The organism is Kribbella steppae, assembly GCF_004342025.1.
Lineage (GTDB): Bacteria > Actinomycetota > Actinomycetes > Propionibacteriales > Kribbellaceae > Kribbella > Kribbella steppae.
Genome location: NZ_SLWN01000004.1, coordinates 13,478 through 26,119 on the forward strand (window position 1 = coordinate 13,478; position 12,642 = coordinate 26,119).

The following is a 12,642-nucleotide window of genomic DNA, read 5'->3' on the forward strand; positions in this document are numbered from 1 at the left end:
GTTTCGGCGTAACGAAAAGCTCAGGTGACCGATACGTCTGGCTTGGCCGCCGGCCGAATTGTCTCGAGGGCGATCGGCGCTGTACTTCGATTGAGCTTGCGCGATGTTGTGGGTCGCGCGTCGGAGGAGCGGGGCGGAGCGTTGGATCGAGCGGTGGACCACGTGGTCGGGTGGGTAGCGCACCAGGATCTCCGCGATCCGGGCGTCCACCGTGCCGCGCCTGCCCCAGCACGCCCGCCAGCGACCGAGCACACGCAGCCCCCTGGGGATGAGCCCACCGCCGAGGCAACTCATCTTCGAGGAGACGCTGCGCTAGGCGGTGGGCTTCGTCGGGTCTGAGCACGAGACCGACGGTATGCCTGACCCTCGGGGGCGGGATGCTTTGGGGACGATCGAGGAGGGTGGATGTCGGACTGGTATCAGGAGCACCGGCAGAATGAGGAGCTCGAGGAGCTTCGGAGCGAGATGTCGCGGGCGTGGTCGGAGGCCTCGAACCTGCGGTCGCGGGTCTCGCAGTTGCAGGGCAGCCTGGATTCGCGGTTGCAGCGGCTGACGGCTGCGTTCGATGCCTTCGTGGAGTTGTCCGACGTCCGGTACGAGCTGATCGGGTTCGCTGCCGCCGCGGAGGTACGGCGGCATGCCGGTCAGGTGCTGACCGCGCTGGCATCAGCCCAGCAGCCACCGCCGGCCGGCCCCACGTTCCCCAACTACTGGTTGCAGCCGGCGGTCGAGGCGATCCGCAGCCTGTCGATCGAGACGACCGAGTTGCCGGACGGACCGTTGTCGGAGGCAATGGCTCTCGATCACGAGCGTACGTCGATCTTCCTCTGCCTTGCCCTGGCCGCGCTCGGACGTCGCGACCTGGTCCAGACGACCTGGCTGGAAACAGCTTTCGGTACTTCGGCCGACGGCAAGGTCACCCGGTTGCAGCGCGCACTGTGGTCCACCGGTGCTCGCGGCGGCCTGGGTGCGGAAGGCCTGACCCTGATCGTCGAGCGGCTGCAGGAACACACCAAGGGCCTGAGCTGGCTCGAGACCGTCAAGAGCCGGGCCAAGCCGGCGAAGGTCACCGGCCCGTCCTTCACCGAGGTCGCCACCGCGAGGAACGCCAGCGCTCAGCTCAGTCAGCTCCGCCCGGCCGTCGAGCTGATCGCCGGCGATACCGCCGTCCGCGAGCCCGATCGTGATCTCGCGTACGGCGAACCCGACCCGGACAGCGCCTCGGCCGTCCTGCGAATGCTGATCTCCGAAGGCAGCGAGCCCGAACGCGAGCCGCTGGCCCGTGTCGCCGAGCTACGCACCCGGATCACCGACATCGCGGCCGCTCCCGGGGCGATCACCGACCCGGTCGACACGATCGAGAACCTGCTCCGGGCCGACCTGCGTCGCGACGACGAACCGCATCTGTCCGCGACCGCGCTGCGAGTGGTCTCGGACGGCGTACTGACCGAAGCGGAGGAGCTCGCCAAGACCGCCAACTCCCTCACGCCGACCGAGGTCGTCTGCGAGTTCGGCCGGCGCAAGATCACCGTGCTCCCGGATGGCGCCGACTCGCAGTCGATGGCGGCTGCCGTTGCCCAGATCAACGCCGAGGCGCCGCCGCTGACTGTGCGGGCTCTGGCCGGACCGATCGCGATCGCCGCGTCCGGTCTGGTGGTTGCTGTCGGCCTCGGCTTCTTGCACCCGTTCTGGATCGTCATCGGGATGGTGATCGTCGGCGTCGCGGGCCACCGCTTCTGGCGGGCCCGTACCCAGGCCGCCGAGGCCAAGGCCGATGCGGCCGACCAGATCGTCCGGCTGAAGGAGAAGGCAACCGAGGCCGCCGCCGAGCTGGCGTCGTACAAGGCGGACGCCCGCGACCGAGAGGCCTCGATCACCGCCGACCTCGACGCGATCCGCAAGCACCTGACCAGCACCTGACGAGCGGCTGATCCAGGCGTCGAGGGCCCCTGACCCTGTTGACGCAGTCCTGATCGAGTAGTCGACTGAGAGGTCATGCCGAGCTGGGAGGGCACGGGATGGACCACTCGATCTGGGCGGAAGGACTGACCAAGCGGTTCGGCGAGACGCAGGCCCTGGCCGGTGTCGACCTGGCGGTACCGACCGGCACAGTCCTCGGCCTGCTCGGCCCGAACGGCGCGGGGAAGACGACCGCGGTCCGTGCGCTGGCGACCCTGCTCCGGCCGGACGAGGGCCGGGCCACGGTCGGCGGGTACGACGTACTGCGGGAGGCGCACAAGGTCCGACATTTGGTCGGGCTCACCGGACAGTACGCCGCAGTCGACGAGAACCTGACCGGCACCGAGAACCTGTTGCTGATCGGACGACTGCTCGGCCAATCCCACCGATCTGACCAAGGGTGTCTTCGATCGACTGCGGTCGTTGCCCATAGCCCGCTGGGCACCACTGGCCGGCCGGATCACGGCGGACCTGGTCAAGCACGCGTGGTCGGTCTTCCTGCTGCTCGCCGTCGGGTACCTGATGGGGTTCCGGGTCGAGACGTCGATGCTGGAGCTGCTCGCGATGGTCGGCCTGGTGCTGGTCTTCGCGTTGGCGTTCTCCTGGATCTCGGTCCTGGTCGGGGTGATCGCCCGTGATCCGGAACAGGTTCAGATCTTCGGCTTCACGGTGCTGTTCCCGGTGACCTTCGTCAGCAATGTCTTCGTCCCGACCGAGACGATGCCGGGCTGGCTGCAGCCGATCGTCGAGGCGAACCCGGTGACCATCCTGTCCGACGCCGCCCGCGGCCTTCTCATCGGCGGCCCGGTCGCAGAGCCGGTCGTGTGGACCCTCGTCTGGGCCGGCGTGATCATGCTCGTCTTCGCACCCATCTCGGTGTTCGCCCTGAAGCGCAAGGTCTGAGGATCAGCGGTCGGACTCGGATTCGACGATCATGCCGGCGAAGGCGAGGAAGATCGCCGCGAACGGACCGGCCAGTGCGACGATCCCCCATGCCCAGTTGCCCGTCCACAACCACACGGTCAGCCCGACCGGGACAGCCAGCAGAGCGAGCAGCAGGACGACCCACATGCATCCCTCGAACGCGCTGTCCGATTCGGCGAAGATCATGGCCAGCGCGACGATCAGCGGCGCCGCGGTGATCGTGGCGATCAGCCCGGTCAAGCCCCACCGCCACTCGCCGGTCAAGGGCCAGGCCGCGATACCGGCGACGAGACAGAGTGCCGAAGCCAGCAGCGGGATCCAGAGCTCCCGCCACCAGCTGACTTCAGCGTCGCGGGCGGTCAAGAAGGACGACCTCGCAGTTGTAGTGCTGGGAGGCCGTCATCGGGCCGCGGAACCAGAGCAGTGGGACTCGGGTCGGGTCGCCCGGGGCAACGATCGGGCGGAGGTTGTCGGCCTCGGAGTTCTCGGTCACCGGCGTCCACGTCGTACCGGCCACGTCAATGCGGGCGTGGAAGATCTCGTGGTGCTCGAGCTCGGTGCCGTTGCGCGGGTCGATCGGGGTGGAGACGTAGAGCGAATCCAGGTCGTACGGGTCGATGGCGACCAGGCCGGTGTAGTCGTTCTCGTGCGGCAGGAGACCTGGACCGGCCTTGGCCAGTTGCCGTACCTGCCACTCCCCGCCCGGGGCCAGACGCGCGTAGAAGAAGCGGTGATCCCGTACGTCGTACCGCCGCGCAAAGGCGTCCTCCGGGTTCTCCGGAGTGTCCTGGCGAGCAAGGAGTACAGCCGCCAGCGTGCCGTCGTCGGAACGCCGGATGTCGATCGTCCAGCAGTGCGTCATCGGCTCGCCGTCCCACAGCGACCCGCCTTCGAGCACTGTGGTCAACTCGACCTGCGACGGCGCATCACCCTTGAGCGCCACCGGGTCCACCACCGTTCCGTCCGTCCGGTGCAGCGCCCCGGCCTCGAGGTAGCCGTGGTAGATCGAGTTGTTGTAGTCGCGCGGATGGTGGTCCGTCGTCACCAGGTCGATCCGCGTCGGCGTCGAGACATACCGCGTGTAGCCGTTGACGTAGCCGACCTTCGGCCGGGTGAACAGCTTGCCGGCGTACGTCCAGGTGTCACCGTCGTCGTCGGAGACCAGCGCACACTGGTCGTCGTTGACCGCGCGAGCGAAGCAGTACAACCGCCCGTCGAGCACGTGCAGGTTCGAGTACGTGACCCCGCGCCCGCCGGTGAACTCGTTCCAGTCGAACGTCTTCACCGGCCCCCACTTCCGCGGATCCCCCGGCTCACTCACTCGCCACCTGGTCAGGTCATCCGTCTTGTGCTTCGTGTAGACCGCGAGCCACCGACCATCCGCCCGCCGCCACAACGCCGGCACGTCATGATCGTCCGCCTCGAACCTCTCATGCAGTACGACGACCTCACTCGCACCGGACCGCAGATCGACGACTGTCAGCTCAACGTTCCCGGCACGCCCGTCACCGCCAGGCCCTTCGGGCGCCGCGATCGACCCAACCACCAACGTCTGACTGTCCGGATCCACCACCGCCCGCTCATCCTGAAACCAGCACCAAGCACCGTTGTCATTGATCACCACAGGTTCACGCATAGGCCCCAAGTCTGCCAGCAAGCGCTTGCCAAGTCGCCCCGAGGCGCGTCAGGCTGATTCTGCGGTGGCTGCTTCGGAGCCGGCGAGGGGGTTCGTTCCGAGGGGACGACTGATGAGTTGGGAACGGATGGCTTGGCGGGCCTCCGTACCACCGATGCCGGCCAGGAGGTCGACGAAGGCCTGGTTGCGGGCGAGGGACGGGTAGTCGTCGGGGAGTCGTTGCTCCAGCTGTTCCAGGTGGGCAGCCAGTCTGTGACGTTCCGCTGCTGAGCGGTCGGGGGCCCGGAGGCCCTGAGCGCGGAAGGTGCGGCTGACGGTCGACCACCAGGGGTCGCCGGCCGGCGGTGGGTTCGAGCCTTTGGCCTGTACGTCGGCGTAGTCGAGGAATTCCAGGATCGGGTCGGCGCCAGAGTCCTCGCTGACCAGGCGTTCGTAGAACGAGGGGTACAGCTGGTGCAGCAGGATGACGGTGATCAGCTGGGCGCTGCCGAGCGGCGGTTGCCGCCAGGCCGGGTTCAGGCGGTACTCGAGGACGAAGCTGTTGATGATCCGCTTGATCCGTCGTGGATTGCGTCCGGTCCGCTCCGCGAGCAGCTCGATGACCGTGTCGTCGACGAGGGCCGTCGTACCGGATCGGTCGGCGTACCCGCGGATCAGGCGCCGAACCCGCTCGTGGTCCGGCGCCGGGACCCGATAGGCGACCTGCACGATCTTCTCCAGGTACGTACGGCCTTCGCTCAAACCTCCCCTGGCCGCACCGGACACGCCGCGGGCCAGGACGGAGAGGTCGCAGCCGATCACGAAGATCAACCCAGGGGCGTCGAGGTACAGCTTGACCGCCTCACAGACGCCGAGTACGACGGCGTCGTCACAGCGGTCCAAGTCGTCGATGAAGACGACGAGTGTCCGGTTGCCCTTGCGCTTGCCATCAGCACCCACCCAGTCTGAGAGCAACCCGTGGATCAGGTCGCGCAGTTCGTTGCGCGACTGCGAGTCGACCGCCATCCGGCTCATCAGTTCGTCGACCAGGCGACTCGCGCCGAGGAAACGCGCCAGCACGAGCGAGCCGATCCGGGCGACACCGACCACGCGTTTACGTCTGGCCAGCTTGCGGATGGATCGGCGGATCAGATTGCTGTCGAGCTCGACCAGCACCGACTTGATCAGCCCCTCGAGTGCGTTGCCTCCCTGCGCCGTCCACGCGTTGAACCGAACCTTCACCATCTCCGGCGGCCCCGGCAGCCGCGCATCGATGTGGTGCAACAGGGTGCTCTTCCCAACCCCCCAACCACCGTCAACCGCCAACACGAACGGCGTCGACTCCCGCGACGCGGCGAGGATCGCCGCGATGTCCCCGGCAACAGCCGACGTTCCGAGCAGATCGTCCAGCTCATCCTCAGCCGGCCTGTCCCCGATCAACACATATCGATCTCCGGTCACCACGGGAACCACGGCCTGGCCAGGCTCGGGTTCGTCGGTGGAGACGATCTTGGCGATCGCTGTCCTGGACGCTTCGGAGACGATCTCGACGATCAGGTCCTCGTCCACCTCGGCGACCAGATCGATGTCGCCGTCCTTCCACTGTCTCTCCCGCTCTGCCTTGCGGCCCCGGATCGCCTTCTCCTCGTCGCGCAGACTCGACGCCAGCTCGAAGTCCTGCGCATCGATCGCCTCCTCCTTCTGCCGGCGGATCGCCGCGATCTCCTCGTCGAGATCGCGCAGATCCGGCGGCTGGGTCATTCGGCGGATGCGCAGCCGGGCGCCGGCCTCGTCGATCAGATCGATCGCACTGTCCGGCAGGAACTGGTGCGTCATGTACTTGTGCGCCAGGACCACGGCCGCGACCAGCGCGGAATCGGTGATCGTCACCCGATGATGGGCCTCGAACTGCTCGCGGACCCCTTTGAGCGACTCGATCGTCCACGCGACACTCGACTCGGCCACGGTGATGGCCTGGAACAGGCCGCCCAGCAGGTTGTCGTTCTCGAGATAGTTGCTGTAGTCATCCAACGTCATCCCGCCGACGACCTGGAGCGAACCATCCAGCAACGCCGGCCGCAGTACGGCGGCAGTGTCGACACCGCTTGTCGCCCCGGCTCGCAGCAGTACGTGCAACTCGTCGACGAACACGATCACGTCGCCTCGGTCGGCGGCCTCGCGCAGCGCGGAATGCAGCTTGGCTACGGTGTCCGCCTTGTCGATCGCCGTCGTCAGCAAGGACTCCGCATCGAGGGCGTAGATCTGCTTGCCGCGCAAGATCTCCGGTACGTCGCGGCGGACGATCAGCTGGGCGATCCCCTCGACGATGGCATGCTTGTTGATCCCGGGCTCGCCGACCAGACACGGGTTGTTCCTGGTCCGGCGGGACAGCACCTGCAGCGTCCGTTCGACCTCCCGCTCGCGGCCGATCACCGGGTAGAGCTTCCCTTCCCGGGCCAGGGATGTCAGATTCTGACCTAGCTTGTCCAGCTCCAAGGTGACGACCTCGGCCGCACCCGGCACCGGCCGGCCGCTCAACAGCTCGATGACCTTGGCTCGCGCGGTATTCAGATCGGCGCCCAGTTTGACCAGCACCTGCGCGGCGACACCCTCGTTCTCGCGGAGGAGACCGAGCAGGATGTGCTCGGTACCGATGTAGTTGTGGTCCAACTGGAGGGCCTCGCGCAGGGCGAACTCCAGCACCCGTTTGGCGCGCGGGGTGAACGGGATGTGCGCACCCGGCCCATCGTCCCCGACGCCGACGACCTCCTCGATCTGCGACCGCACGGCGTCGAGCGAAACCCCGAGGCTCTCGAGAGTCTTGGCGCCGACACCTTCACCCTCCCGGACCAGGCCGAGCAGGACGTGCTCGGTCCCGATGTGGTCGTGCCGGTACTCTCTGGCCTCTTCCTGCGCCAGGACCACCACCGCGCGAGCCCGGTCCGTAAACCTCTCGAACATGCATCCCCCAGCCCTGATCCCTCCCCCCAAGTTGCCCTGAATCAGCGGATGACGCCAGACTCAACCGACAGCCTTCTCCAGTGCGGTGAGGAGGTCGAGGGGGCGGTCGTCGGGCTTGGTGCGGACCTCGTTCATCACGTAGGAGAAGGCAATTCCGCGGGTCGGCCAGGCGCCGTGGCGGGAGCCGCCGGCGCCGCCGTGGCCGAAGACGTCGGCGGGGCGGCCGAGATGGGCTCCGGGGACCTGGAGTTCGAAGCCGGCGCCGTACGCGATCTCGGCTCCCCAGGTCGGCTCGATGCCGCGGCGGATCTCGCGGCGGCCGAGCTCGACTGTCTCGGGTCTCAGGACACCCTCCCCCTCGCCCAGCAGTGAAGCGTAGAAGCGCGCCATGCCGCGGGCGGTCGCGAAACCGCCGACGGCGGCCAGGCCGGCGCTGCGGTACTCGGGGCTGTTCCAGATCTTCTCCGCCCCGGGCACCCAGAGCGGATTGCGGTTGAGCTGCAGCAGCGGGTCGGTCTGTGGTTCGTCCACGAGTACGCCGTCGGGCGCGACCATCGACGTCGCGCGCCAGTGAAGCTCGTCCGGGAGACCGATCCAGACCTCCAGGTCGAGCGGCGTCGCGAACTCCTCGGCGAAGAACTGGCCGGCGGTTCGCCCGTCGACGCGGCGGATGAGTTCGTCGACCAGCCAGCCCCAGGTGATCGCGTGATACATGAAGGCGGCCCGCGGGTCCGTGGCCGGAGCCTGGGCAGCCAAGTGGGCGGCCATCGCGTCGTGGTCGAGCAGGTCGGCGTACCCGGCTTCGACCCAGGCCAGCCGGGCCTGATGGGACAGCACCTCGGCGACCGTCGTCTCGCCGGCCCGGAACTCCGGCCAGTAGCGGCTGAGCGGATCGTCGAGCGACACCTGACCTCGCTGGACCAAGAGCAGAACACACGCCGCCGCGAGACCTTTGGTGCCGGAGAACATCAACTGGGCCGCGTCCCGCGTCCACTCACGTCCGGTGTCCCGATCCGCCGTACCGCCCCACAGGTCGACCACCAGCTCGCCGTCCTGGTACGCCGCGAAGGCTGCACCCAGCTCACCTCGCTCGGCGAAGTTCCGCGAGAACGCCTCGGCCACACCCTCGAATCCCGCTGCTGTCCGTCCGTTGATCATGACGGAGATAGTACCGATCGGTCTTATCTTGCGCCAGTAGATGAGACCGATCGGTACTATGAGTCCCGGAGGTGGTGCACGATGCCGGTCAGAGCTGGCGAACGACTGGACCCCGAGGCGACCAGGGCACGCATCCTGGCCGCTGCGTCGGAGGTGTTCATGCAGCGCGGGATCCATGCCGTCGGCATCAATGAGGTCGCGGAAGCGGCCGGCGCGTCGAAGCTCACCATCTACAAGAACTTCGGCTCCAAGGACGGCCTGGTCGAAGCAGTGCTGACCGACCGCACCCACCGGGTTCGCGCCTGGCAGGAGCAGGCGGTCGAGCAGTCCGAGACCGGCCGCGACCGGATCCTGGCCGTCTTCGACCTGGTCGCGACCTGGTACGCCGAGGCCGGGTTCCGCGGCTGCGCGATGATGAACGCGGCGACCGAGGATCGCGGCCACGACGGCGCACCCCGGCGACTCGCGCAGGATCACCTGACCTTCTATCGCGACCTGTTCCGCCGGCTCCTGACCGAGGCCGGCGCCCGTGACCCCGAAACCACGGCACGCCAGCTGGTCGTCGTACTGGAAGGCGCGACCATCATCAGTGCGGTCGACCGGGATCCCGGGCTCGGCGCCGAGGCGCGGGTCATCGTGGAGACACTGCTCGACGCGGCCTGAGGAACGCCAGACACACGAACACACAGGCCGCAGCGGTGCCCGCGGCAACAAAGAAGGCGATCGGGAACCCGAGCCGCTCAGCCACGAGTCCACCGAGCGGACCGGCCGCCAGCACGCCGAGATCCCAGAACGACGTCATCACGCCCATCGACACGCCGGGCCGCAGCCCGCGCACCCGGTCGAGAGTCATCGACACACAGGCCGGGTAGATCAACGCCAGCCCGAGTCCGGCCAACGCCGTGAATACCAGGGCGCTCGCCGGCCCAGCAGCCAAGGCGATCCCGACCAGCGCCAGGACCTCGACTGCGACCGTCGCAGTCGCCACCGCACGTCCGCCGTACCGATCGACCAACGGGCTGCCCGCGAACCGCACGATCAGGAAGGCCGACGCGAACACGGCGAGCGCGTAGCCGTCGACGCCGATGTCGTCATCGCGTAACCGCAGGACCAGCAAGGCCGCGATCGTGCCGTAGCAGTAGGCCGCCAGACCTACAGTTGCTCCTGGCAACGGTACGCCGGCCGGCAGCAGATCGCGGACGCCGCGGATCCGGACCAACGGCTCGACCCGGCCAGGATCCGCGCGGGTCGTGAAGACCAGCACCATCGACGCACCCGCAAGACCGACGATCGTCCACCAGACCCACTCGCCGACCAGCGACGCGATCACCGGCCCGCCTGCCAGCCCGCCCCACATCGACAACCCGAACCAGCCCGCGACCCGCCCGCGCTGCGCCACCCGCGTCCCAGCCAACACCCACGGCAACGCCGCCGAGAACAACGCCGCCTCGCCCGCACCCATCACCAAGCGCGCAACCAGCAGAACCGCGAGATTCGGCGCGACCAACTGCCCGAGACCACCGGCAGCGGTCAGCACTCCCCCGACCAGGACGACGGGACGCGACCAGCCGCCGTCCGCCAGCCAGCCGGCGAACGGCCGCCCGCACGCCGTGGCCAGGAAGGCGATCCCCACCGCGGTCCCGCTGGCCAGCGCACCCCCGCCGAACCTCTCCGGCACGTACGACGGCAACGCCTGCAACGCAGCGCCGAACGCGAGATAACCACACAGCACCGCCACCCACAACCGCCGCACCGGAACACCCATGACTCAGATGATACCGATCGTTCTTATCTGCCTCCGGTGGGCTGGCCATCCAGGCGGTGGGACGGCGATCAGACGGTGAGGACGAGGCGGCCTGCGGTCTGACCCGCGGACTGGCGATGCCACGCGGCGGTGATGTCGGGCAGGGGAACGGTCTCGTGCGCGACGGCGATGGCGCCGGTCTCGGCGTGCCGGAGTACGGCTGTCAGGGCGTCGCGACGCTGGTCGGGGGTGATGGCGTTGTTGGTGTAGCCGAGGATGCTCGCCGTGCGGCTGCGCAGGAGCGCCGAGGAGAAGGTTGCCTCGTCACCAGAAGCGCCGCCGAGGTTCACCAAGCGGCCACCGGGCGCCAAGAGTCGCGAGGCCGCGGTCGCAACCGCTCCGAAGACGGGGTCCACGACGACATCGACGGCGCCACCGGTCGCCTCAGCAAGCCGCCCGGCCAGATCGTCGGTGGTCAGCGTGATCACCTCATCGGCACCCGCCGCCAGCGCCCGCTGCCGAGCATCATCGGACCTGCACACGGCAACGACCCGGCCGGCCTCCAGGACTCGCGCCGCCCCGATCGCGACCTGTCCGACGGCTCCGCCGCCACCGAGGACGAGCACCCGCTCCCCAGGCTGGAGCTGCGCACGCCAAGTCAGCACCATCCACGCAGCCACCGCAGACAAGCCAAGTGCGGCCACCTGGGCATCAGGCACCGGTGTGTCGAGAACGATGAGGTCCGCATCGGGTACGGCGCACCGCTCGGCGAAACTCCCGTCGCCCGGAGACATCCCGGCCGACGTCGCGAAGAACACCTTGGTCCCCGGAGCCACGACGGCCGACTGGTCGACCACACCGACCCCTTGCACCCCTGGTACGTACGGCAGCTCGGGTGCGCCGAAGTACGACGTACCAGAAGCACACAACAGATCGAGAGGTACGACGGGCGCCGCGGTGACGCGGACGATCGACTGGCCCTCGGACGGGACGGGGTCCGGGTGTTCAGCATGTGATGGCGCCTCACCGTGGATGCGCAGGACGGCTGCTCGCACGCGATCTCCTAGGTGGCGATATCCGGATACGGCAGGGATAGGTGCTGGAGGGCCTTGCCGTAAGCCTTCTGGTACTCCAGCGGTCCGTGATCGCGCTCGAACATCGCGATGAACAACGTCAACGTGAGGAACGGGTGCGCGCCCATGCGGAACAGCGTCACGTGATCCTGTTCGACGAGTGCCTGCCGTTCTTCGTCGGTGAACGCGAGCCAGGTCGACTTCTCGCCGGTGGTGCAGTTGAGGATCTGGTTCGCCAGTTCCACTTCCCACCACGTCACCGTCCCCGCGGCATCTTCGCGATACCGCTCGACCAGCGCCGGGTCCCGATCGACCGTGAAGAGGAACTTGTCCAGCAGATACTTACTCATGCCGGCACTCCGTTCGGATACCAGGTGAAGTACGCCTCCATGGTGTGGAACAGGTCGAGCGAGTCGACGTGGTCGGCCTTCGCGCCGCCGGCCACACCCATCATCAGCATGAAGTCCATGAACCCGTGGGTCGCGTTGCCCGGTAGGTGCAGGCTGTCCAGGGTCACCTCGGCCAGGCAGCCGTCGAGGTCGCCGCTCGCGATCCAGTCGACCGCCTTCCGGTCGAACTCCGGATCGGGGCCGTGGGCACCGAACTGCCGCGGACCGCCGAGCTCGAGGGACAGGTGCCCGGTGCCGATGATCGCCACCCGCTGGTCGTCCGGCCACGACTCGACCAGCCGGCGGATCGTCCGGCCCAGCTCGACGAACCGCTTCGGCTGCGGGAGCGGCGGGGCGAAGATGTTGGTGTAGATCGGCACGATCGGCAGGTCCGCCTCCGGCCGGAGCGTGATGATCGGGCAGGTGATGCTGTGGTCGATCCGCAGTTCGTTGCTGAAGGCAAGATCGAAGCCGGCGTCCAGCCCGTTCCGCAGGATGTGCGCGGCCAGCCGCTCCTCCCCCGGCAGCGTCATCCGCGGCAGCCCGAACTCGCGCTCCTCGTTGTACCAGTTCGCATCGAAGTACGGCGCCTTGCCGACCAGGAACTGGGGCATGTTGTCCAGCCAGAGCTGGTGGAAGTGGTCGCTGCCCACCATCACCAGGATGTCCGGCCGGGCCTTGGTGAGAGTCTCCCGGAACGCCTCGATCTTGGCCACCCATTCGTCGGCGAACGGCGGTCGGTCGGCGCCGGTCGACGTACTCGCCCGGTAGTAGAACGGATGGTGTGTGGAGGCGATGACCGCGACGACAGTGGCCATG

General features: G+C 68.1%; 11 protein-coding genes and 1 pseudogene. 4 read left to right on the top strand and 8 right to left on the bottom strand.

Annotation, left to right across the window (positions count from 1 at the left end):
- The first annotated feature begins 405 nt into the window (after positions 1-405).
- The 3 genes and pseudogenes from EV652_RS12190 to EV652_RS12200 all read left to right on the top strand — a co-directional run bounded on the left by EV652_RS12190 (position 406) and on the right by EV652_RS12200 (position 2,862).
- Entirely contained in the window at positions 406-1,920 is a 1,515-nt protein-coding gene (locus EV652_RS12190; protein WP_132209204.1) for a hypothetical protein, read from the top strand.
- Between the two features lie 98 nt (positions 1,921-2,018).
- A pseudogene (locus EV652_RS12195) lies at positions 2,019-2,336 on the top strand (ATP-binding cassette domain-containing protein); the annotation flags it as partial.
- A gap of 13 nt (positions 2,337-2,349) precedes the next feature.
- Positions 2,350-2,862 carry an ABC transporter permease gene (locus EV652_RS12200; protein ID WP_132209205.1) on the top strand — a complete coding sequence of 171 codons (513 nt, stop codon included), beginning with the start codon at positions 2,350-2,352 and terminating at the stop codon, positions 2,860-2,862.
- Positions 2,863-2,865: 3 nt separating this feature from the next.
- Here EV652_RS12200 and EV652_RS12205 read toward each other — a convergent pair whose 3' ends face one another.
- The 4 genes from EV652_RS12205 to EV652_RS12220 are packed head-to-tail and all read right to left on the bottom strand — an operon-like array spanning position 2,866 to position 8,617.
- Positions 2,866-3,246 (bottom strand): hypothetical protein, encoded by a 381-nt coding sequence (locus EV652_RS12205; RefSeq protein WP_132209206.1) that lies wholly within the window; start codon positions 3,244-3,246, stop codon positions 2,866-2,868.
- Positions 3,227-4,519 (bottom strand): BNR-4 repeat-containing protein, encoded by a 1,293-nt coding sequence (locus EV652_RS12210; protein WP_132209207.1) that lies wholly within the window; start codon positions 4,517-4,519, stop codon positions 3,227-3,229. Before EV652_RS12210 ends, EV652_RS12205 begins: the two co-directional genes overlap by 20 nt.
- A gap of 48 nt (positions 4,520-4,567) precedes the next feature.
- Entirely contained in the window at positions 4,568-7,459 is a 2,892-nt protein-coding gene (locus EV652_RS45995) for a Clp protease N-terminal domain-containing protein (protein WP_132209208.1), read from the bottom strand.
- A 60-nt stretch (positions 7,460-7,519) separates the two neighbouring features.
- A complete protein-coding gene (locus tag EV652_RS12220) occupies positions 7,520-8,617 on the bottom strand; it encodes a serine hydrolase domain-containing protein (RefSeq protein ID WP_132209209.1) in 1,098 nt (365 codons plus the stop codon).
- An 81-nt stretch (positions 8,618-8,698) separates the two neighbouring features.
- Between EV652_RS12220 and EV652_RS12225 the strand changes: the two genes are divergently transcribed.
- Positions 8,699-9,280 (top strand): TetR/AcrR family transcriptional regulator, encoded by a 582-nt coding sequence (locus EV652_RS12225; RefSeq protein WP_132209210.1) that lies wholly within the window; start codon positions 8,699-8,701, stop codon positions 9,278-9,280.
- On the opposite strand, the gene EV652_RS12230 is transcribed toward EV652_RS12225, so the two are convergent.
- The 4 genes from EV652_RS12230 to EV652_RS12245 all read right to left on the bottom strand — a co-directional run bounded on the left by EV652_RS12230 (position 9,249) and on the right by EV652_RS12245 (position 12,641).
- Entirely contained in the window at positions 9,249-10,382 is a 1,134-nt protein-coding gene (locus EV652_RS12230; RefSeq protein WP_132209211.1) for an MFS transporter, read from the bottom strand. The two genes, EV652_RS12225 and EV652_RS12230, sit on opposite strands and share 32 nt — an antisense overlap.
- A 68-nt stretch (positions 10,383-10,450) precedes the next feature.
- On the bottom strand, positions 10,451-11,416 hold the full coding sequence (locus tag EV652_RS12235; protein ID WP_132209212.1) for a quinone oxidoreductase family protein: 966 nt from the start codon (positions 11,414-11,416) through the stop codon (positions 10,451-10,453).
- Positions 11,417-11,424: 8 nt separating this feature from the next.
- Positions 11,425-11,784 carry a hypothetical protein gene (locus tag EV652_RS12240; RefSeq protein WP_132209213.1) on the bottom strand — a complete coding sequence of 120 codons (360 nt, stop codon included), beginning with the start codon at positions 11,782-11,784 and terminating at the stop codon, positions 11,425-11,427.
- The gene (locus EV652_RS12245; protein ID WP_132209214.1) at positions 11,781-12,641 is read right to left on the bottom strand and encodes a DODA-type extradiol aromatic ring-opening family dioxygenase; all 861 of its coding nucleotides are present in this window, start codon (positions 12,639-12,641) and stop codon (positions 11,781-11,783) included. The genes EV652_RS12240 and EV652_RS12245 overlap by 4 nt, the downstream gene beginning before the upstream one ends.
- Position 12,642 lies beyond the last annotated feature (1 nt).